The sequence below is a fragment of the Curvibacter sp. AEP1-3 genome, assembly GCF_002163715.1.
In the GTDB taxonomy this organism is placed as follows: Bacteria; Pseudomonadota; Gammaproteobacteria; order Burkholderiales; family Burkholderiaceae_C; genus Allorhodoferax.
Window position 1 is genome coordinate 1,814,299 of sequence record NZ_CP015698.1, and the last position, 20,268, is coordinate 1,834,566.

Consider the following 20,268-nt stretch of genomic DNA (forward strand, 5'->3'; position numbering starts at 1 on the left):
ATGGCGGTATTAGTTGGTATACGCAGCAAAGCAATGCGACCAAAGCAATGGTGGCGATTGCAGTGGAGGTCTTGCCCAAAGGATTCGTAAGAATCCGGATCAAGCGGCTGGATCGTGGAAACCAGCAAAGCCTCCAGTCCTTCATCATGGAAACCGTCGAAGCAGGGTCCAAAGTGCATAGCGACGGATCGGGCGCCTATCGAAAGATTGAAGATCTCGGGTTTGAACACAAAGTAACGGTTCACCTGGGATCCGATGTCCCAGCCCATCAGTCCATGCTAGGCGTTCACCGGGTGGCAGCCTTGCTGCAGCGCTAGAAGATGGGAACCAATCACGGGTCGGTGCAGTCCAGCCAATTGGAAAACTACCTGGACGAGTTCATGTTCCGGTTCAACCGGAGAACGTCCAATTCTAGGGGGCTGCTGTTCTACCGCCTGCTGCAGCAGGCGGTAGCCACGGGCCCTCTCAAGTATGGTGATGTGATTGCCGATTGCTGAAAAAATGGGCAATGGCTACACTGGCAAAACCTTGAGTTTCGGCTCATCGCGTTGCTCTTGAAGCGGCATGTCAACTACAGTCGAGCTCGGAGTTCGACAAAGCTACGGAAACGAATCGAAATTAAACCCTCACGGTGCAAATGTGCCCCGTGGGCGCGATTGCTCTGTTTATTCCATTGGAGTGGTTCTATGAGATATATTGCATGCAACGGTCCCCTTGCGGACAAGCGGAATGCAGAAATGAAACCTTCCGAGGCGCTCAAAATCAATCGCACTGAAATTCTTCGTATTGTTCTGATGAACAATGCGCTCAACGCTCGTGTTTTTGGTTCTGTGCTGCATGGGGATGACACCGAAAGCAGTGACTTGGATATTCTGGTGGACCCCACCCCGAACACTAGCTTGCTAGATATTGCAAGGATTAAAAAAGGGCTGACGGCATTGTTGGGCGTGCCTGTGGATGTCCTGACGCCGAAATCGCTCCCAGAGAAATTCAGAGCCCACGTATTGGCTGAGGCGCAACCGGTATGAAGAAGGTAGATCTTCGTTTACCTGACTATTTGATTCACATCGCTCAAGCCATCGAACGAATCGCGACCTATACCAAAGGCATTGACAAAGATGTTTGGCTGGGGAACACGTTGATTCAGGATGCTGTGATTCGCAATATTGAAATCATCGGCGAAGCCTCCCACAACGTGCAAACTCTTCATCAGGAGTTCGCAAAGAATAATGCTGACTTCCCCTGGGACGATGCATATTGGATGCGAAATGTACTTTCGCACGGCTACTTCCAAGTAGACATGGACATCGTCTGGCAGACGATTACTTCAGATTTGCCAGTATTTCTACAGAAAATCCGCTCAATGCCGTGCAATGATCATGGGAATCAATGATTCTCTGAAACATTGATGGTTTATGGATACTTACCCTGCGCAGGGTAAGCTCTAATTGGAGCTAAGCGAATACCCCTTACAAAAAAACAATACATTCCTTGGAAAGCTAGACGGCAAGCGAATTTCGGGAGGATTCGATGGTCAGAATATCTAGCACGCGCTAGTTTATGGAGCAGGTTTTGCTCTATACATTACGTTAGACCTCATTAAACCCGAACCGGCGATCGTCAATTTTCAAGCTGAGATATTGGCCGCCGCCGCAGAGCAGCTCGGCCGCTCTCTCAATGAGGCGGAACAATTGTTTGTGACGCAGCGGCAAGGCTTTCTCGCGATCGAAGCCATCAGCGACATCGACGTCTCCCCAGTTTCAGTAGCACTGGGCTTTGGAGTCCTAGGGTTAATTTAACTGTTTTTGAATAAGTGTCTTGGCGTAGTCCATCGGAGTCAGACCTCCAAGGGATCGTTTAGGTCTCTCTTCGTTGTATTCCTTTCTCCGTGCTTCCATCACAACGCGGGCATGCTGCTAGCTTGTGAACCATTGTTCATTCAGGCATTCATCCCGAAAACCACCGTTGAATGATTCGATGTATGCGTTCTGATTGGGTTTGCCAGGCTCGATCAGGATCAGTTGCACGCCCCGTGCATGGGCCCAGGTCAGCATGGCACGACTGCAGAACTCTTTGTCGTAGTAAATGCAAAATAATTGTCAGCCACCTTTGGCAGCGTGCATCCTTTGGATTACCTACTTCCTAAGGAGACCGTTAGGATGGCTGACATTGTTAATGGTAAATCTGAACTGCATTGGGTTGCAATTGATGTTGCCCGCTACTGGAACGCTGTGCTGATTGAAACAGCTGCTGGTCAACGTCATCGATTCAAGATGGCAAACACTGCCTCGGACTTTGATCGTTTGATTGCTTTCTCAAGGGCCTTGGTGGCAACTGCCGGGCTGCGATGGAGCCCACAGGCGACTATCACCGCGCGCTCGCGTACCGCCTTTTGGCTGCAGGCGTGGAGTTTGTATCCATTTCCTCCGTGGCACAGTCCCGCTATCGGGAAGCGATGTTCAATTCTTGGGACAAGAATGATCCCAAGGATGCAGCAGTGATTTTGGAGATGCTCAAGCGTGGCAACGTGCAAACCTACTTTGAGCGAATAATGGCGGGGCACCACGATCTGCAAGAAATCTCCAAGACCTACTACCAGGTCTCGCGGGCGAGAACAAAGATCCAGCATTCAATCGTTAACCAGCATTTGCCGCTCTACTTCCCTGAGATGCACCGCTATTGGTGTACCTCCCGTAACGACTGGTGGATTCGATTCATGATCGAATTCCCAACCCTGGCGCACGTCAGGCAGATGAGTTTTGAGGAATTTTCTAAGGCGGCATGGAACTTGGTCGGGCGCAAAGTAGATAAACAGAACAAACTCAAAGAGATGTGGGAGATTGCGGTTCTTTCAGCCGCGCTACCCCATTCTCCGGACAGCCTTGCTGTTGAGACGTTTCGCTTAACGCTGCGCCAGTACCAATCTATATCGGCATTGCGCGATCAAATAGAGAAACGATCGGAGCAATCCTTGATTGGCAACGCCGGCTACGAGAACTTGAAATCACTTCCAAGTGTTGGGCCAATCATCGCGCAGACCATACTGGCAGAAACCGGGAACATGTGTCGATTCGCACACCATCGCCAGTTCCTTAAACACTGCGGCTTTGATCTTGCCAAGAGTCAGTCTGGTAGCCTTCGCGGTCAAGAGCGGCTATCCAAACGCAGAAACGCCGGACTCCGACTGACTTTTTGGCTTGCCGCCACCATTTCAGTCAGAGTCAGGGAGAATAGCTTTTGGGACAAGTATGAGCGCTATGTCAGCTCCAATCCCAAGGATCCTGATCTCAAACGAAAAGCGTTGACCGCCGTAGCGTCCAAGATGGGTCGCGTGGCCCATGGAATAGTTAAGACGAATGTGCCGTATCGGCAGTTCTATGAACAGAGTTTGCCCAGCAGATCATTCCCTCTCAGTAGGGCCGTCGTGGCGCCAGCGTGAGCTGGGGACCACTTAGATAATGCTTGGACTTTCCGCTGGGCTGCTCACATTGTTTTAGGTACGGTGAAGATCATGCTGCCTGAATCCAGGAATCTTGTTTCCACTATGGTTAACTGGGGCAACTATTTATGCGGAATACTGCTGAGACCTCTGTTGCTTGCTCTTTGAGTATTACCGTTTCGCTTTTGCGAACCGACTCGGGATGATGTTGCCTTCTTTTGACACACCTATTGCATTTAGTACGTTGTCACTGCGCAGATAGCGTGGTGCACAGTGCACTCTGACGAGTTGGCTCAGCACGGCGATCACCCGTTTGGAGCAGATGGAGCCCGCCATATCGATGGCCAAACATTCCCGTGTGTACTCGTCCACCACCGCCAGGCATTTCAACTGCTGGCCATTGGCGCAGGAGTCCAACACAAAGTCGTAGCACCACACAGAGTTACGGCTCATGGGCGGCATCGGACGGGGCCGGGCTGGAGCAAGGTGCTTGCGCCGCTTCTTCCTGGGCGGCACCTGCAGGCCTGCAGCACTCCAGATGCGGCTGCATCGGTCGCGCCCCATCGTCCTTCCCCGGCGCTTCAGAAAGAGGTGGATGCGGCGTGCGCCAAAGCGCGGAAACTGGCCCGAGAAGCCCTTCGCGGCTTTAATCACTGGTCCGTCCTTGACCGGCGAGCGCAATTCGTTATGCGGCCCTGAACGCGCTGTCTTCATCAGCGCACACGCCGGCCTCTGGCTCAGTCCACGCGGTACCGCTTAGCGGACCTGTTTCAGCCGGGCCAGTGCGCTCACCATTTTTTTGCGTTGATTTCCTCAATGACCTCCATTTCCAGGTCACAGTCGACCAGCGTCTTCTTCAGGCGGGCGTCTTCTGCCTCCAGCACCTTGAGCCGCCTGACCTCATAGGTATCGAGTTGACCGAACTTCTTGCGCCAAATGTAGATGGTGGCGTCACTCATTCCGGGGTGCTTGGCCACCACCGCCACGCTGTCCTGGTCAGTCTCACGCAGTATCCGAACAATCTGCTCATTGCTGAATCGACCCTGCTTCATTCCCGTCTCCCCTTGCAGAGGAGAGCATTCTCTCAAGCTTCAATTGGCTCGAAATTCCCCGGTCAAGTCACCTGCGCCCAAATTAGATTCATCAACATTGCCTTTCACTGGGGATTGTGAGAACGCTGGCTGGAGTTACTAGAAAGCGCTGCAGCAATACAAAGTCAATTGTTCAAAACCAATGAAATTACACTGAAATCCAGAACCCAGACCGAAATGCGTGATGATGTCACAAAAGACAATTAACCAATTAACCAATTAACCAATTAACCAATTAACCAATTAATTTTTTGAACAGTATTCCAATCAACGGCATTGAAACAATAGCAAACAAAATCCAGAATACAAAAAATCGTTTGGCTTTCTCTAAATCTTCTTTTGTAGCAGAACCGTTTAATATAGCCTTTTGTTTCGCCTCTATCCTCACTAGTCGATTGCCTGTCTCCTTAATTAGATAGTCCATTTTATCTAATTTTTTTCCTTCTTCAATCGAAGTGTTCTCCTGATGCGGATCATTTGCCGAGCTTTTTAGCAACTTGTACCGCATGTCTAATTTTTCGGAGTCGTGCATACAATCGTATTGAGGTTAATTAAAGTTTAAATTCTTGTCGAAATTCAAACCCAAATATTGCCCAGATTGTGTTTTGCGAAACAATTTGCGCAGACCACTTGATGAGAGTTCGCATTTAACGGACAAGCCTCACTTGGCACGCCCTTAGTGCGAGATCGGTAAACGCCTTCCTTTTTTGGGACGTTCACACCGAAGTGCCAACCATCAATCCCATCTTCCGAATTCGAAGTGCCACACCTTTCGATGCTTTCGGTTTAATTCATCATATTTGAGCTTACAAAACATGGCATTCGCATAATTGACAGACACTTTTTTCGCCCGATGACTTGCCACGCTTTTTCACTCCGAGTTCGCAATGAGTATCTGGACCTCCTTTGAGCCCGATTCATTTCCCTTCCCTTGATGCGGAGCAAAAGTCCGATAAAGAATGCAACTTCAACAAGTTTGTATCCGTGTGATCAATTGACGAGTTGCGGAAGAGTTCTCGGAACTAAAGTAACGGTCAAGTATTACAAAGAGGGGTAGACATGACCGATTTTAGTGACCCTGCTACTGACAAAGCATTGAATGTTTTGGAGCTATTGCACGCCGACTTTATTGCGAGAAACAGGAATTTTGATTGCGTTATTGTTGAAGAGTGCATTGATCTTCTCAGGAAGAACAACATCAACGTAAACAAATCAAACTTGAATCAAACTGATTCTATTGAATCGATGAATTTATCCGGAGGCCCTTCATGCTTTTATATCAACTAGTGAATTTTGAACGAAACGCTCTGGATGTTGCACGAAAAATTCGTTGTGAGTTCAAAGTAGCCGTGGCACAGGGTTATCGTTGGATTGAGTGGAATGAAAGCATTAGAGAAATTGCTCCACATCCTGATGTTTCAATTGTTTTTGCAAAGGACTTGAGCTGGAGGGACTTGGCTTCTGTTCTTAATGATGCCAAATCTGTCAATGTTGTTATTCTCGGCAACAATTCTGGAATTCTCGCTTTGCCTTGCTTCAAAGGAAATTTTGATGTCCGCGAACTGAATGCGTTTATGCATGGCGTTCTTCATGAGACAGCTAGCCCCAGGCGTAAGAATTCCCACTCAAAATGGGTTGAGACAATTCCTATGCCGCTGCCTAATATGAATTCGACAAGCTTTTTTGAGCGCTAATTTATTGACTATATGATGTCAGTAAAAACTACTTTTAGGGAAAACACCAATGATAAAGATGAAGAAAGTTTCAAGCTTTGGTGCGCCCTTTTCTCCAAGTCGTATTTAGTCGAGCTTGAAGTGAAGAGAAGTTCACAGAAGCTCCAAATGACTAAAAAACAATCGCATACATTAAGCAAAGTTCGGAAAATATCGAACTTGTGATTAAGTCCAACGGAGATTAAGTATGGAATGTGGTGACGGTGTACTTCCAATTCAAAGTGACGGGCTACTTTCTGTTGACAGGTTTAGATGTCCTATATTGTTGGTAATCAAAGGTGAGGAATTTTTAGCTGCTGTAGTGGATGGTGAACCCTATGTCTATAAGTCAACTATCGATTTGCTACGACTTATACGCATTTCTGGTATACGAATTCAAAGTGATGCACCTATTAGTTTAGTTGCCGACGATTTTAGATACAAAGAAGAAGCTGGTACATGAAGGGCTTGTATGACAAAAAGTGAAATTCTTGCAACAATGCTTCAAATTAGAGATTCGCTTTATCTGCGAGACGAGTATTCGTTTGAGGTTAAAGATGAAATTGATAAAGTTCTAATGCTCAAAGTTGAACATTTAATTCTCAGACTGCAATTCGATTTAAAAATCAAGTCTTTATAATTCAATAAACTATCTGTTTGCGATTTTTATCTTCGATTTGAAAAATCAGTGTGGGGCACTGTGATATAGAGATTCGATTAGATCTTCAATAGTTGGATCATATTTTGTATCGTTCATGTTTCTCCTCGTCGAGGCAAAAGCATGCCACGCAGGCAAATTAAGTACTTCAATCCTGCCGTACTCAAGTCTTAACCAACCATGTTTCTCGAGGGCGTGAATAACCGCTGACAATCTACTTCGAGAGACACCACAAAGCGAAGCTAACACAGTTTGGTTAATAGGGATTGTTATCTCTGAACCAAACCCAATTGTGGGAGGCCTGTCGGCGTTATACGCCAACGTTTCGGCAAACTGACTAATTCCAATGACTGATCGCAAAGCAGGGTTGCCTAGACGCATTAACATTAGCATTTCAGATGTTCTCTGGACTCGCCAGGCGGAAATTTTTGCTAATTTGGAAGCAAATGCAATTTCGGTTTCGAGGAGTTCGTGAACCGATGACGATGCAATCTGAAGGATATCTACCGGTACCAAGCAACTGTAATTAGCAAAGCTGGGTTTTTGGGAAAGAATGGAGTGTTCACCAAACCATGAATTCTCTCCAAACAAAGCTACATGTACATCTTCTTTATTAGGAGTCACCAAAGAGCAAGACACTAGGCCATTGATAATGGTGCACCAATGCGTAATGTTCTGTCCTTTGGTCCAAACTAATTCGCCCGCCCCAAATGATTTGATGGATGTCTTCGCAGCATAAATTCTAGCTGTGGATTCCGAGCAACCTAAAGAGCGCAATTTTTGATACGCATATCCACCGCCATATTGACTTAAATTACCCATAGTGAAATCCTAGTTTATGAAGGTCCATGATCTTATAAAAGTAGGATTGCATGTTTACAGCGAAATGTTCCCAAGGGAACATTTCGAACATAAAATCTTAAATTTAGTGTCTATAAAAATACAGAGAATATATTGATATTATTCAATCAATTTAACCAAATTAATTTATTTAACAAGGACAAGCTCGCAAAAGCAATTGCAGAACCGATTGTCAATCGCCGATTTCTTTTGTACTACTTGGGCACTGCATTTAACTTTAGATGATCTGCGCATCTCCTCAAATGTGTCAGATACCTGTGACGCAAAAAGGAATAAAATGCCAGACTGCGAAAAACCAGATGGACAAGGATTAAAAAGGTACGTTTACAACGGTCTTTCCTACGACAAACTGTCCGTTCCTCATGGAACAAGCTCGGTAGACAGTACAGCTCGATGAGTGGTCGGCTACGCTAGCTAAAACTGATAACAACCAAAGTTAGCAGAGAGTCATAAAGACGCGGCTACCAACGATTCAAGCCGTTATTACGCTGATTTTTTCTCCAAGACGCTGCAACTTAGGTCTACTACAACTAACTCTTTCGCTACAGATTGCCACGAGTGTGATTGCTGCTTAAGCGCACTTATGTATGGTTTTTGCAGTTTCGTTCAGAAGAACTTACTCGACAAGTTAGCATTTCTTTCAAGCGCTTGCAGGCGTGAGTATTGGCAACGATGATTCTGCGGCTGTATGCGTAGGAGCGCACAGCACTGTTTTTTTAGAAACATTTCTTCAAGCACACTCCATCAGGTTCGCGATACTTTCGACGTCCCCCCCGGATTTGAGTAGCGTCTGACTGCGAGCTGCCACTCGTTATCCATGTTGATTTGTATAGCCAACCAGATTACTTCAAGTGAACTGGACTTGGGTTTGGAGCCGCGATTGCATCAAGTCTGCGAAACAAGCTCTTTCAATGCATCGAGGCAGTATTGAAGGCTTCTGTAAGACGTATCATGACCAGGTGAAAGTCTTAAGAGTTCACCCAAACCCCTAGCTTGCATGTCCCAGGGAGTAAACGCGATGGGACTGATGGCGGCCTCCACACCTAGCTCATTTAGTCTTCGGTGAAGTTGAGCTGCGGAATGACTGGCACATTCGAAGGTAACTATACCTGAGGATGCATGTCGTCCGGTCCGTTGGACACGAATGCTTGGCAGTGCCTCCAGCTCAGTTCTTAGCCAATCTGCCCGCTTCTGGATTTCGGAATGTATATGTTCTACGCCTAAATTGCTCCAGGCACTGATCGCAGCACCCAAGCCAAGCCGTAAAGCTATGGAAGCTTCCGAATGTTCCAGCCGCCGAGCATCCCCTCGATATGCCCAAGTTGTTCCGTATTGCCATGGCCGCGAAAAGTGATCTGCACTCAGTGGCCGCAACCTGCATAGAAAACTAGGGTGAATATAGACAAAGCCTGTGCCACGCGGTCCACAAAGCCATTTGCGTCCAGGTGCCGTCAATGCAGAGCATTGCAACCGTCCAACGTCCACGGGCCACTGACCGACAGCTTGCGCTGCGTCCACCAACAGCGGAACGCCAAACTGTGCACAAAGATCTCCCACTGCTTCTGCCGGCTGAACCAGCGGGCCATTTGCGGGCATCCACGTTAGAACCACAAGGCTAGCAGGAGTGCGCAATTGCATTTCAAGCGCGTCCAGGCTCATTGCTCCATCAGAGTCGCTAGGGATCTCTTCAACTTGCACCCCATACTGGGCCGACAGCTGCATCAGGACTCCAAGGTTACCTCCCCATTCAGTGCGATGAGCCAAAATGCGTCCGCCGTCACTCCAGTCCATAGCGCTCACAATACGGCTCCATCCGTCACTATTTCCCTGCGTTAGCGCAATGTCCTGCGGCAAAGCGTGAATCGTTGCCGCGATGCTTCGGTAAAGTCTCTCTATATCGGCCTGAGCTTCTTTTGCTGCACCGTACCCACCTATTTTTTGCTCGCGTTGGGCATAGATATACATTGCTTGGAGCGCAGCATCGGCAAGAGGTCCGCAGGCAGCATGATTAAAGTAATGCATCACGAACGGGAGTAGCAGGTGAGAAAACAGAATATCAGCAAGTAAAGCCAAAAAGACAGGCTAATCCAGGATTATCTGGTAATTTGAACCCATCACCCAAATTGACCATGTAGGGGGGGGTCGATTTCATATGTCCGGCAATGAGTCTGATTCGCGATAAATGACTTCATGATAGCCATATTGCTCCGGTTTCACTTACTCAAGTACGTCTGCTTTCGAGCGCCTGAATTAAACTATCCATCTTTAGCTTTCTGCTTTCCACTTTGGGTCGGTACCTGTCTAGCCTCAGGTAAGGGCGCTCTGACTTGATCTGAGGGCAAAGGGATGAACACCGGCAGATTGATCAACGATTTCCGGAATGGGTGATCAGTTAAGCCGGAATATGCATGTGCGCCTTGGCTACCGATGGCAGCGCCGGTATATGGGGACATCAAGCCCTTTCAAAAAACAGATCCATGAAGATGCATCACTTTCACTTTAAGCAGCTAAAGCTTTTTACTTGTCTTTAACAACACCCATTCTTCGAGCGCGACGTACATCCTCAGGACTTCTACTGATTTCTCTCTGTCGTGAAGAGACATAGGCCCGCGTTTGCTGGCAGTTTCCAGCCGCTGGCAAAGTTCCTGAAGATTAATGTGAGCTGCGTACACTTTCGGGCTTGTCAACGCATCGTGAGCATGCTCAATGCACGTGTAGTAGTGCTTCAAGGAGTTTCGCATGACCACTACAATTGCGAAAACCTCGGAAGTTCCAGATTTCACCATCTGAGCGAGATGCTTGTCTTGCGACCAAATCATTCTTTGGTGTAGGAGTCGACCAAACAAGGCCCAGCTGAGTACCTCCATGCGCAAACGTACGCTGTGTACAAACGTCACATAGCCCTCTGGCAACGTCAACACGGCTCGGATACTACCCACCAGTGACGAAAATTCGTTCATGGTAAATCTTGACTTCTTCACGTCAGATCCCTACGACCAATCATGCGAACCTACGCCAAATAGCAACTGTCTTGCTGTCGGATGGAATTGAAAACGCTTTTTTATTCTTAATTGTACCCAGATATCCAATCCGAGCAACAAGAAGATTGCTACCCAGTGGCGAGAATCAGAATTTATGATTAGAAAGTCAAGTGGCAAGAATGTTCTCACGCACCATTGGAGAATGCGATCAGTTAAACGTGATCGATCAGATTGCTCTAAAGCAATGGAAGATTGCTGTAAGTCAGATACTCTCCCAAAAAAGCAATGGGCTGCTTTGATTTGTTGAATGGCTGGATTCTGAGGAATGCCTGTAAAACATTCGGTCTATCCAGATAAGAAGTTTGTATCCCAATAAACAAATCTGATGATTGATTTGCGAATGAGCGTTTAACTTGTCAACCTTCATGGAGAATGCAAGTGGACGACATTAAACCCATTGCGCTACGCAAACGACAGGGCAAAAACCCGCTTGTGGTTTCTCTGCGGCCGTTAAGTCTGCGAAGTATTATCATGCACCCGCAAGGATATAAAGTCATTGGAACCATTCGGCGCGGCATGAATTTGGGCTTACTAGCCATAGCACCTGATGGAACATTTGTTCGTGTAAACGGATGGTATGTCGAACAGTTGGTTCAACGCGCAGTTTGGGCCGCAATCTGCAAGTGCCAAGACCCGCACCCAATAAGAACTCGGTTAATTGCGGCCTCAAGGCGAAACCGCCTACCGATGCCAATGCCACACGTTTCCATCCGTAAGCGGAGGACTTTTCGGCTTCCCGATTTGTCACTATCTCGGCAGCGCAGTGATTTATATCTTCCTGATATCTCCACTTTTTCTTAGGCCTGAACAACTACCTGGAAACCTGACACTTTGATTTCTTCTGGTAAGAAATGTGTTTACTTCCAATTGGTTTTTCTTGACTTTCGCGGTCGCGTATTCCATTGAAAACGCCATCGGATTAATCATAAATTGGTCACCGTATCAAGAGAAAAAACCCAACATCACAACGAAAATCGGTGACAACTATGCGTCAGCTTTTAGCCGATGTGTAGCTCAAAGATGCAGCGAAAGCTGTAACTATCGGTCAGCAGCTCTCTCCCCCTCGTTTGTCGATTAATCTCATTAATCATTTTTTGGAAATGGATCAGGTAATGGAAATCAAGGACTATCGGCAACCCATGGTCACATCAATTGGTGTCATGTTGGGCTTTTTGGTTGGTTTTTTGGGTCAGTGGGTCACGGAACCGGCCTTCAAGCTGACAACTTTGGCTGACAAATTGGTGTTTACCGGATCTCTTATGGGTGTTGTGATGCTTTTGATTGCGATGTACCGCATGCTGTCACCGGTTCCGCCAGAGGATGTGATGCCCTACTACCAATTAACTCTGCGCCTTTACATGGGCGGGATAGTCATCGCATTTTCTAGTTTGTTGGTGTCAACATTTATTTAACTGTTCTAAAAGCAAGTATGAGCACGCGCCGTGTTGTGTTGAAAACCGCAGGGGTCTTTTCGAGTGCAAGTCTGATCGCTCTGAACGCACCCGCCCTATGCAATAGCCCATCCAAGTGGCACATGCCTGACGAAGGTAAGCCCCACCTCCGCACTTGGATGTCTTTTGGTGCGAGTGCTGGTGTATGGGGAAAGGATTTACTGCCAGATGTACAACACGACTTGGCCATATTGGCACGCACCATTTCCAAATATGAACCCGTGTCAATGCTCGTGCGCAGCGAAGACCTCACCACTGCCAAGCGATTTGTTAAAGGTGCCAACATCACTCTGGTGGATGCAGCGGTGGATGATTTGTGGATACGCGATACCGGCCCTTGCTTTGTAGTGAATAGGGCCAAATTGGGGGAACGAGCGGGAGTAAGTTTCAACTTCAACGGTTGGGGCAACAAGCAGACACATACCAACGATGCCAAAGTAGCAAGCCTAGTCACAGTTAAAGCAGGCGTGCCATTAGTGGATACTGCACTAGTCATGGAAGGTGGCTGCATTGAAGTGGACGGACGAGGGACGGCGATCGTGACCGAAAGCTGTGTATTCAATGACAATCGCAACCCTCGTGTTAGCAAACTGACTATTGAGCGCGAACTCAAGCGTGTACTGGGGTTGTCGCACATTATTTGGTTGCCCGGCATCAAAGGCCATGACATCACTGACGGGCATACCGATTTCTATGCCCGTTTTGCCGGCTCTGGCGTGGTCTTGGCAGGGTTTGATCCTGATCCACAGTCATATGACCATGCAGTAACCAAGGAACATTTGCAAATCTTGCGTAAGTCCAAAGACGCACACGGCCATAAACTTGAGGTATTGACGCTCCAGGCACCGGATACCTTTAGTAATAAATACAATCCCGCTACGTTTGCAGCTGGCTATATTGGTTTTTATCTGTGTAATGGGGCGGTGATTTCGCAAAAATTTGGGGATGACAAGGCGGACCGTGCATCCAAAACATTATTGCAGCAGGTATTTCCTACGCGGGTGGTAGAGCAGTTGCGCATGGATGCTATTGCCGCTGGTGGTGGAAGTGTGCATTGCGCAACCCAGCAAGAACCCAGTGTTTATAGAGGTTACCTGTAGTAATCGCCCATAGTCTGAACCAATACCTACCAGTGCCAACCATGGAGTCCTTAGTGTGGTGCGGGAGTAACGAGCGACGTTGACATTATGCCGAGGATGAAGGTGTAACGTACTTGGGTGATTGCGCTCCTCTAGGACTCCGAAGTTACGAATTTCAATTCTGCGGCACCTCAATAGTGCATAGGCCACTTCTTCAAGGATCAGACAAACCGAAAGTTCGATGTCTATCTTGTCAATTTCCTTAAGGCAATTGCAAGCTAGTAGATGAGCACTAAGCGATTCATCAGTTACTCCAGTCTAGATTTACGCTGGGTCAATGGGGCGGCTTAAGAGCAAGTCCAGTACAACCAGCTACTTTTGCTGGATGTACTGTCTGGCAGTTCAACTAGTTGCCTGTGAACAAATTCGTAAGATGGTTGATGACCGCGGTCTGAGCTGAGGGGATACTGAGTACGCCACCATGGGTGGCAGAGTTGCTCTCGTGGTAGCTCAATGACACCTGCGACCCCTTCGAACGCATAGTGGTCAGCAGGGTTTGAGTACTGGAAGGCAGCACCGTGGTGTCGGCTGATCCTTGAACAATCAGAGTGTTACCGGGCAACTTCACTTGGCCCGGCTCATTCATATTCATTACCCGAATGACGGGCGGTGTATTGATCCCAGAATTGATGACACCGGGATATCCAGCTGGTGTTGCACCGCTAGTTGCCGCGTATTGAGTGACATCATTGGTGATGGATGTGGTGAAATCAGTCAGACACTGCGTCGCGACTTTGTCGTTATAGACGGCCAGCATTCTTGAGCCGAACACGCTATTCTTGGATACCGGTGTTGGCGTGCTTTCGGTTCCCTTGACCATGTACGCAGCGTAGAGATTGCTGATTCCCACCGCGTCGTAACCTGTAAGGTAATTCGCAGGATTGGCCGAGCTGATTTGAATTCCAGCCCACATGGTATTCAGCGACACCTTCAAATTGGATGCTGGGGCAATGGCGATGGCACCTTTGTAGCTCAAGCTTGACTCTTGTTTCCTGGCCAGTCCAGCGAACTGGGCACCTGCCAAGGCAGCATGCCCGCCCTGGGAGTGTCCCAAAGTCGCCCACGCGCCAGAGAGCTGTGTGGTCAGTAGCTTTTTGGCGCCTACAGCCGCTAGTGCCATAGAACGCCCTGCACTGCCAAGGTCAAGATATGGGTGACCTGCTGCTACCCCCATGTCGGAACTCCCGAGCCCTTCATAGTCAGGGGCAACGACCACGACACCCCTTGAAACGAGCAACGATACGAGGTCCGCATACCCCCATGCGCCGGTTGCCTTCATGGTCACACTGGGCGCACAGTTTTGTCCAACACCTACAGTTCCATGGCCGAAGACCACTAATGGCCAACCACCCTGGGGCATCGTAGTCTTCGGTGTAAACAGCATGGCTGTCGCATTAATCTGTTTACCCAATGCGCTTGGCATTTTGTAAGCAAACAACCTTCCTGTAGCCACATTTGAGAGTGTGGTTGGCAAGTTCAAAGGATTGGTGCCCGAGGCCTCCGAGCCGATTGATCCGGCTCCGTCTTGTGCCACCTTGATGGATTCTTGGAGTTTTGTCAGACGTTGCTGTGCGGTTGTGCCAATTTGCAGATCTTTTTGCGCCTGTTGGAGTTGTGCTGCGAGTTGCCGTGCGGCTCCGTGGACGACACTGTTACCCGAGGCGACATGGTCATCATGGGGATTGGTGTCAGGTGGCAGACCCAATTCTTCCAGCACGCGTGTTTTGGCAACGGCGGAGGAAACATTGTCTGTTTTGACCTTGCCCACAATCATGGTGGTGATGGGGGTCACGACGGACGGCACAGCCGCCGATGTCGCCATGGTGTAGGCAGACTTTCCGGCTGCAAGCAAGGTCAAACCACCGTCATCTGAATCTTTGGCTGTTTCAGGAATCTCCGCGATGACAATCAGCCCGCTGGTGTCGATACTTCCCGTATCCAGTTTGTATCTGCCTCCACTGTCCGTCGTGGTTGAGGGCTCACCCGTATCGCAAGCTCCGTTGGAATTGACGTCCAAACAGACTTTGGCGCCTTCAATGTAGCCGTCGATCACCGTGCCTGACAAAGAGCCTGGGGTGGAGCCACCCCCACCTCCTCCGCCACAAGCAGTGAGCAAAGCTGCAGTGAAAGTCGATAGAGCAATTGATTGTGCGTTTAGCTTGAAGAGTCGCATGTTGGTCAGTCGTTGTGATTGAACTAAAGGTGTGGGTGAAAGTCGTTATCAGGGTTCGCAAGAACCTACAAAAGATGGTTTCAGTGGATGCTTTTTGAGTGGTGTGAAGGGCAAATTGATCACAAGATTCGAGGACCCAGTGAAGCTCTTTCGCATCACTGGGTCTGGAAGCGCTAGCTTGCTCAGACTGACCTCATCGGAAACTGGCAGAGTTGCGTTCAAATGAAATTCACTATCTGAAGGTGCATTCCAGTTTTGGCTGGCTCGGAAAATCGCGGCTCTCACGTCTACGGGGTCCAGCAGCTCTTTGTAAGAGCCATTGACCCGCACGTAGTCTCCGTTTGGATCGATCGTTAAGAGTCCGAACTCCAGTTCCCAACGAACGATGCCGATTGCCACAAAGGCGGGGCCCGATATGGTGAACGCTTTCAATCCTTTGGGATTCAAAGAAACGGTCATGATGGACCGCTGCAGGCGAACCTCAAGTGGTGCTGGTAAGTACTTTCCTGTCCGCTCGTTCCGCTTGTGGCTGAAAGTGTGCTTCGGCGAATCCAGGGATTCTTGCCCTGAGGTCACGTCGCCGAGTTCTTGTCTGCCTCTGAACATCACCGCTCCCTCAGGCTTTCGTTTTTGTAGCGCAGTAGGGGGCCCAAGAAATACTCATAGGCCTTGCGGGTCCCGATGCCGATATCGGCAACTACGGACATGCCGATTCGAATTTCGGGGTGCTGTCCGTTCACCGTCATCGGAAGACGGGTGCTGTTCAAAGAAATCTTGACCGGAAAAACCTGTCCCAGTTGCTCGTTCTTCACAGCGTCTTCGGCGATCCACACCACCTTGCCTTCGAGGACTCCGTACTTGGTGAACTCGAATGCATCAAGCTTGACTGTGACTGGCATACCTACCCGCAAAAATCCAACGTCCTTGTTCAGAACATTGGCCTGCACTTCCACACCGCCTTCGACAGGTACGAGAGTCATCAGATTCTGAGTAGCATTCACGACCCCGCCCACTGTATTGAGAGCCAACTGTTGGACGGTTCCATCGATGGGAGACCGGAGTTCCTGATATGACTCTCGGTAAGATGCCTTCACAAACTCTTGCTCACCTACTTGAAGGCGTCTTTGGGCATCCGACAGCTCGGCCGAGACCTTGGAGATGTATTCCGCCTGACTTTGCTTGCGGGCGAGTTGTGCCGCATGGAGAGCAGATGCAGACTCTTTGAGTCTTTCATAAAGTACTGCAAGTTCATTGCGTTGGGTGGAGACTTCCAATCGCCCCTCAATCACGGACATTTCGGAGAAATACCCTTCCTTGAACAGTTTCTCCCGCATATCTAAACGCTGCAGCAGCATGGGAATAGCGTCCTCCAGCTTTTTGATAGTGGCTTGTGTGGTGGCGAAATCCGCAGATTTGCGAGCAATCTCTTGCTGCATTACCGCAAGCTTTTGCGATTGCTCCGCGACACGGCTGGTCAGCAAATGCGTCTGGCGCTGCAACATCCACGCCGAGGCTGACTTCGGCGGATCCAGTAACTCGGTTTTACCCGCCAGTTGGGCTTTGAGTCGCGCAACATCCAACTGGGCGTCCAAGGTGTCCTGCCCCGTTTTTTGGCGATCTGCAGCGGCCAAGGTCGCATCCAACGACATCAAGACCTGGTCACGTGTAACGGCTTGTCCTTCCTTGACATGGATAGCCACAATCCTGCCGACCTCGAGTGCCTGAATGGTCTTGGTTTTGTCCGAAGGTACTGCGCTACCGATAGCAGACACCGTGATATCGAACTCTGCCCAGATGCTCCAAAGCACTGAACACAGCAAGGCAACAACGATGGTCCATGCAATGCTGCGCGCCAATGGTGCGGGTGGAGACACTTGTAGTTCCAGCATGGCCGGAGAAAACGTATGCACGTCTCCACCTTCCAAAACTTCCAAGGGATAGCGCCGAAACCACGCTTTCAGCGAATGCCATCGCTCGCGGAGCCCGCTCTTGGGAGTCTCATTCATGCCAGAGCTCCCTGTGTATTCAACTGAGGTGGCGTGTGCCCCTCTGACTTGACGCCAAGCTGCAAGCGGTAAAGCTCTGCAAAGCGACCGTTGCACCGAAGGAGTTCCGAGGGAATGCCTTCTTCGACGACTGAGCCGTCTTCCATCACTACGATACGGTCCATATCCAGCACAGTGGCCAGCCGGTGAGTAATGGAAATCACCGTTCGTTTTTCGGCAATAGCCCGGATATGGGCCCAGAACCGCATCTCGGTATCGGCATCGAGCATGCTGGTCGCCTCGTCGAGTATCAAAATACGGGGCTGCATGATCAGCGCACGGGCTATCGCAATCCGTTGCCGCTGACCACCGGACAAATTGCTACCGCGTTCCTCCAAGACCGTGTCATATCCATGGGGTAGTTTTCGGATGAACTCGTCGGCGCCGGCCATTCGGGCCGCCTCAATAATCGCTTCCAAGGAAACATCTAGCTGTCCCATGGCGATGTTGTCCCGTACCGATTTGGAGAACAGCACCACGTCCTGGGTCACTACAGCGAGCTGTCTGCGGATCAATAGAGGGTTGATGCCGCCTATATCCGCGCCATCCAATAGAACACGCCCCCGGCTAGGCACATAGAGCTTCATCAACAATTTAGCCAAGGTGCTTTTGCCGGAACCGGAGGATCCGACTATGCCAACCAGCTCACCGGGCTTGATGTGCAGGTGAACATCTTTGAGAATGTCCCGACCATCGCTTTGATACTTGAAGCCGACACCATCAAACTGCACATCCCCTTGCAAGCGCTCAAGTGACAGTGAGGCATTTGGCGGAGCTTCCACCGGGCTATCCAAGATGTCACCGAGTCGCCGCAGCGAAACCCGCATTTGCTGAATCTCTTGCCACAGCGTTGCCAAGCGCAGGATCGGTGCGTTCACTCGGGCGGACAACATATTGAATGCAATGAGCTGACCCACCGAGAGTTTTCCCTCCAGCACGAGCTTGGCACCCATCCATAGGAGAATCAGATTGAGGGCCTTGCTGATGAGCTGAACGCCTTGCTGGGTCAGGTTGGATAGATGTCCGGTCTTAAAGCTGGCGCGAACGTACTGAGCCAGCTTCTCTTCCCATTGCCGCTGAAAACGGGTCTCTGCAGTCATGGACTTTACGGTTTCCATCCCGGCAATCGACTCGACCAAAAACGACTGGTTCTCTGCAGCTTTGACAAAACGGTCTTCCACATACCTGTTCAGCAACGGTATCAGTGTCATGGCTAGCGCCAAAAACAAGGGCAGACTGATAACAACCACCAGGGTCAAGTCCCAGCTGTAATACGCCATTACCGCCAGAAAGAAGACCGTGAAGAACAGGTCGATACCGCTACTGAGGCCGGATCCGGTGAAGAAAGCACGCACGGCCTCCATTTCCCGCACGCGCGCGACGATTTCTCCCACTTTTCGAGTGGCAAAGTACGTCATGGGCAGCGATAGCAAATGCCGGTAAATCCTGGAACCCAATTCGGCATCTACCCGATTGGTTGTGTGTGTCAAAACGTAGGTCCTCAGGCCGGTGAGAAGGATTTCAAACACACTGGCCACCGCCAGGCCTAGAACGATGACGTCTAGAGTGGATAAGCCCTTGTGCACCAAGACTTTATCGATGACCACTTGAAATGCCAGTGGTGAGATCAGCGCAAAGATCTGCAGGCAAAAGCTGGCCATCAAGGTCTCGCCCAATAGCCCCCGATAGCGGAGCAAGGACTGAAACAACCAACTGATTCCGAATTTTTCGCCACTCAGCCGGACGTCGAGTTTCTTGATGGACAACCATTGCGGAGCCAATACGTCCTGGAAATCCCGGATATCCACCAATCTGGAACTAGCCTCTCCAGGCACCTGTAGTTGAAGCGTTTGTCCATTGAGCTTGCCAAGCAGACCGAAGGTGCCGTCCTTGAATTCCAGCATCGCGGGAAACACTGCTTGAGTCAGGGTGGCTGCGTTCACCTTTTTTAGCGTGACGCTGAATCCCAAATGCTTGAGTGCACGAGACACCGATATACGGTCAAAACCAATCGACTCTTGCGCAAACTCGCGCCACAGCCACTCGCTGTCCATCGGTTTCTCGAAATACATGCCTATCATGCGCACACAATCCAAGCCGGTACGCGCGGGGGAATGCACTTTGCGTTCAGTGCTCATCCGGCATATCCTTTTTCAAGGCGTCCTGGCCAGAAGCGGTAGTGGCACGTTGGCGCTGTGCCTTGAGGTTGACGGCGTAATTGCCGCCTAAATGGGTAAAGCCCATGCGCCGCATCATCTGGTCTGTCTGCTCCACGGCGATGCCGGATGTAATCCCCATAAACACCTCGCTCGCACCGCGAGACTTGGCCCATTCCACAAATGCTTTGACAAGACGCGGTGCGATAGATGTCCCCCGATAACGTCCGCGCAGGAACCATTGAATAAGTTGGGCCTGAAGTTCATGGCTGTAGTAGTAGCGTTGTACGCAACCCAGTAGACCTCCCGCCAACTCGCCGCCAGCGGTCTCAGCGACAAACAGCACATGGGTACCCTGATTCAGCGTGAACATTCCACGCAGTGCTTCTTCCACCCTTTGCGGGTTGACGTCGATGTTGCCGTGGGCTATTTCGGACTGGTTTTCCAGAGCAAGAGTAATAAGGGCGTCTTTGTCTGCCTCAGTGGCAAATCTGATTTGCAT

At 49.6% G+C, this 20,268-nt stretch carries 17 protein-coding genes and 3 pseudogenes; 9 read left to right on the top strand and 11 right to left on the bottom strand.

Features of this window, described 5'->3' with window-relative positions; genetic code table 11:
- Positions 1–8 precede the first annotated feature (8 nt).
- From AEP_RS21000 to AEP_RS20665, 4 genes and pseudogenes are all read left to right on the top strand, one after another.
- Positions 9–497 (top strand): annotated as a pseudogene (locus AEP_RS21000) (IS1595 family transposase); the annotation flags it as partial.
- Positions 498–737: 240 nt separating this feature from the next.
- Complete coding sequence (locus tag AEP_RS08425) at positions 738–1,028, top strand: nucleotidyltransferase family protein (RefSeq protein WP_087497255.1); 291 nt, start codon at positions 738–740, stop codon at positions 1,026–1,028.
- Complete coding sequence (locus AEP_RS08430; RefSeq protein WP_087494963.1) at positions 1,025–1,393, top strand: HepT-like ribonuclease domain-containing protein; 369 nt, start codon at positions 1,025–1,027, stop codon at positions 1,391–1,393. The genes AEP_RS08425 and AEP_RS08430 overlap by 4 nt, the downstream gene beginning before the upstream one ends.
- A 247-nt stretch (positions 1,394–1,640) precedes the next feature.
- Positions 1,641–1,799, top strand: coding sequence for a hypothetical protein (locus AEP_RS20665; protein ID WP_157673102.1), 159 nt, complete (start codon positions 1,641–1,643; stop codon positions 1,797–1,799).
- Here the strand turns inward: AEP_RS20665 and AEP_RS20670 are convergent.
- Positions 1,791–2,075 (bottom strand): annotated as a pseudogene (locus tag AEP_RS20670) (integrase core domain-containing protein); the annotation flags it as partial. The gene AEP_RS20665 and the pseudogene AEP_RS20670 sit on opposite strands and share 9 nt — an antisense overlap.
- Before the next feature lie 272 nt (positions 2,076–2,347).
- On the opposite strand from AEP_RS20670, the gene AEP_RS08440 reads away from it, so the two are divergent.
- Positions 2,348–3,439, top strand: a complete 1,092-nt coding sequence (locus AEP_RS08440) for an IS110 family transposase (protein ID WP_198301923.1) — start codon at positions 2,348–2,350, stop codon at positions 3,437–3,439.
- A gap of 243 nt (positions 3,440–3,682) precedes the next feature.
- Here the strand turns inward: AEP_RS08440 and AEP_RS21005 are convergent.
- A pseudogene (locus AEP_RS21005) lies at positions 3,683–4,491 on the bottom strand (transposase); the annotation flags it as partial.
- Positions 4,492–4,765: 274 nt separating this feature from the next.
- Positions 4,766–5,062, bottom strand: a complete 297-nt coding sequence (locus AEP_RS08455; protein WP_087494967.1) for a hypothetical protein — start codon at positions 5,060–5,062, stop codon at positions 4,766–4,768.
- 736 nt (positions 5,063–5,798) lie between these two features.
- Here AEP_RS08455 and AEP_RS20675 point away from each other — a divergent pair.
- On the top strand, positions 5,799–6,224 hold the full coding sequence (locus AEP_RS20675; RefSeq protein WP_157673104.1) for a hypothetical protein: 426 nt from the start codon (positions 5,799–5,801) through the stop codon (positions 6,222–6,224).
- Between the two features lie 226 nt (positions 6,225–6,450).
- On the top strand, positions 6,451–6,705 hold the full coding sequence (locus AEP_RS20680; protein WP_157673105.1) for a hypothetical protein: 255 nt from the start codon (positions 6,451–6,453) through the stop codon (positions 6,703–6,705).
- A gap of 222 nt (positions 6,706–6,927) precedes the next feature.
- Here the strand turns inward: AEP_RS20680 and AEP_RS08460 are convergent, their stop codons facing one another.
- From AEP_RS08460 to AEP_RS08470, 3 genes are all read right to left on the bottom strand, one after another.
- Positions 6,928–7,722, bottom strand: a complete 795-nt coding sequence (locus AEP_RS08460; protein ID WP_087494968.1) for a Crp/Fnr family transcriptional regulator — start codon at positions 7,720–7,722, stop codon at positions 6,928–6,930.
- Between the two features lie 924 nt (positions 7,723–8,646).
- The gene (locus AEP_RS08465) at positions 8,647–9,834 is read right to left on the bottom strand and encodes an aminotransferase class V-fold PLP-dependent enzyme (RefSeq protein WP_087494969.1); all 1,188 of its coding nucleotides are present in this window, start codon (positions 9,832–9,834) and stop codon (positions 8,647–8,649) included.
- Positions 9,835–10,268: 434 nt separating this feature from the next.
- Positions 10,269–10,721, bottom strand: coding sequence for a hypothetical protein (locus tag AEP_RS08470; protein ID WP_087494970.1), 453 nt, complete (start codon positions 10,719–10,721; stop codon positions 10,269–10,271).
- Positions 10,722–11,914: 1,193 nt separating this feature from the next.
- Here AEP_RS08470 and AEP_RS08475 point away from each other — a divergent pair.
- Together AEP_RS08475 and AEP_RS08480 are read left to right on the top strand one after the other, a co-directional pair.
- Complete coding sequence (locus AEP_RS08475) at positions 11,915–12,214, top strand: hypothetical protein (RefSeq protein WP_087494971.1); 300 nt, start codon at positions 11,915–11,917, stop codon at positions 12,212–12,214.
- Between the two features lie 122 nt (positions 12,215–12,336).
- Positions 12,337–13,353, top strand: a complete 1,017-nt coding sequence (locus tag AEP_RS08480) for an agmatine deiminase family protein (RefSeq protein WP_232459964.1) — start codon at positions 12,337–12,339, stop codon at positions 13,351–13,353.
- Positions 13,354–13,738: 385 nt separating this feature from the next.
- Here AEP_RS08480 and AEP_RS08485 read toward each other — a convergent pair whose 3' ends face one another.
- The 5 genes from AEP_RS08485 to AEP_RS08505 form a co-directional block, all read right to left on the bottom strand.
- The gene (locus AEP_RS08485) at positions 13,739–15,565 is read right to left on the bottom strand and encodes an alpha/beta hydrolase family protein (RefSeq protein ID WP_157673106.1); all 1,827 of its coding nucleotides are present in this window, start codon (positions 15,563–15,565) and stop codon (positions 13,739–13,741) included.
- A gap of 48 nt (positions 15,566–15,613) precedes the next feature.
- Entirely contained in the window at positions 15,614–16,024 is a 411-nt protein-coding gene (locus AEP_RS08490; protein ID WP_157673107.1) for a hypothetical protein, read from the bottom strand.
- Positions 16,025–16,170: 146 nt separating this feature from the next.
- A complete protein-coding gene (locus AEP_RS08495) occupies positions 16,171–17,571 on the bottom strand; it encodes an HlyD family type I secretion periplasmic adaptor subunit (protein ID WP_087494975.1) in 1,401 nt (466 codons plus the stop codon).
- Positions 17,568–19,748, bottom strand: coding sequence for a peptidase domain-containing ABC transporter (locus tag AEP_RS08500; protein ID WP_087494976.1), 2,181 nt, complete (start codon positions 19,746–19,748; stop codon positions 17,568–17,570). Before AEP_RS08500 ends, AEP_RS08495 begins: the two co-directional genes overlap by 4 nt.
- On the bottom strand, positions 19,738–20,268 hold the full coding sequence (locus AEP_RS08505; RefSeq protein WP_087494977.1) for a GNAT family N-acetyltransferase: 531 nt from the start codon (positions 20,266–20,268) through the stop codon (positions 19,738–19,740). The genes AEP_RS08500 and AEP_RS08505 overlap by 11 nt, the downstream gene beginning before the upstream one ends.

What these genes read in the sequence shown, in the direction of transcription:
- AEP_RS08490 (WP_157673107.1), bottom strand. Translation starts at nt 16,024, where the DNA reads ATGACCGTTTCTTTGAATCCCAAAGGATTGAAAGCGTTCACCATATCG.
- AEP_RS08480 (WP_232459964.1), top strand. Translation starts at nt 12,337, where the DNA reads ATGCCTGACGAAGGTAAGCCCCACCTCCGCACTTGGATGTCTTTTGGT.
- AEP_RS08470 (WP_087494970.1), bottom strand. Translation starts at nt 10,721, where the DNA reads ATGAACGAATTTTCGTCACTGGTGGGTAGTATCCGAGCCGTGTTGACG.
- AEP_RS08455 (WP_087494967.1), bottom strand. Translation starts at nt 5,062, where the DNA reads ATGCACGACTCCGAAAAATTAGACATGCGGTACAAGTTGCTAAAAAGC.
- AEP_RS08485 (WP_157673106.1), bottom strand. Translation starts at nt 15,565, where the DNA reads ATGCGACTCTTCAAGCTAAACGCACAATCAATTGCTCTATCGACTTTC.
- AEP_RS08500 (WP_087494976.1), bottom strand. Translation starts at nt 19,748, where the DNA reads ATGAGCACTGAACGCAAAGTGCATTCCCCCGCGCGTACCGGCTTGGAT.
- AEP_RS08440 (WP_198301923.1), top strand. Translation starts at nt 2,348, where the DNA reads ATGGAGCCCACAGGCGACTATCACCGCGCGCTCGCGTACCGCCTTTTG.
- AEP_RS20680 (WP_157673105.1), top strand. Translation starts at nt 6,451, where the DNA reads ATGGAATGTGGTGACGGTGTACTTCCAATTCAAAGTGACGGGCTACTT.
- AEP_RS08430 (WP_087494963.1), top strand. Translation starts at nt 1,025, where the DNA reads ATGAAGAAGGTAGATCTTCGTTTACCTGACTATTTGATTCACATCGCT.
- AEP_RS08495 (WP_087494975.1), bottom strand. Translation starts at nt 17,571, where the DNA reads ATGAATGAGACTCCCAAGAGCGGGCTCCGCGAGCGATGGCATTCGCTG.
- AEP_RS08505 (WP_087494977.1), bottom strand. Translation starts at nt 20,268, where the DNA reads ATGCAAATCAGATTTGCCACTGAGGCAGACAAAGACGCCCTTATTACT.
- AEP_RS20675 (WP_157673104.1), top strand. Translation starts at nt 5,799, where the DNA reads ATGCTTTTATATCAACTAGTGAATTTTGAACGAAACGCTCTGGATGTT.
- AEP_RS08425 (WP_087497255.1), top strand. Translation starts at nt 738, where the DNA reads ATGAAACCTTCCGAGGCGCTCAAAATCAATCGCACTGAAATTCTTCGT.
- AEP_RS08460 (WP_087494968.1), bottom strand. Translation starts at nt 7,722, where the DNA reads ATGGGTAATTTAAGTCAATATGGCGGTGGATATGCGTATCAAAAATTG.
- AEP_RS08475 (WP_087494971.1), top strand. Translation starts at nt 11,915, where the DNA reads ATGGAAATCAAGGACTATCGGCAACCCATGGTCACATCAATTGGTGTC.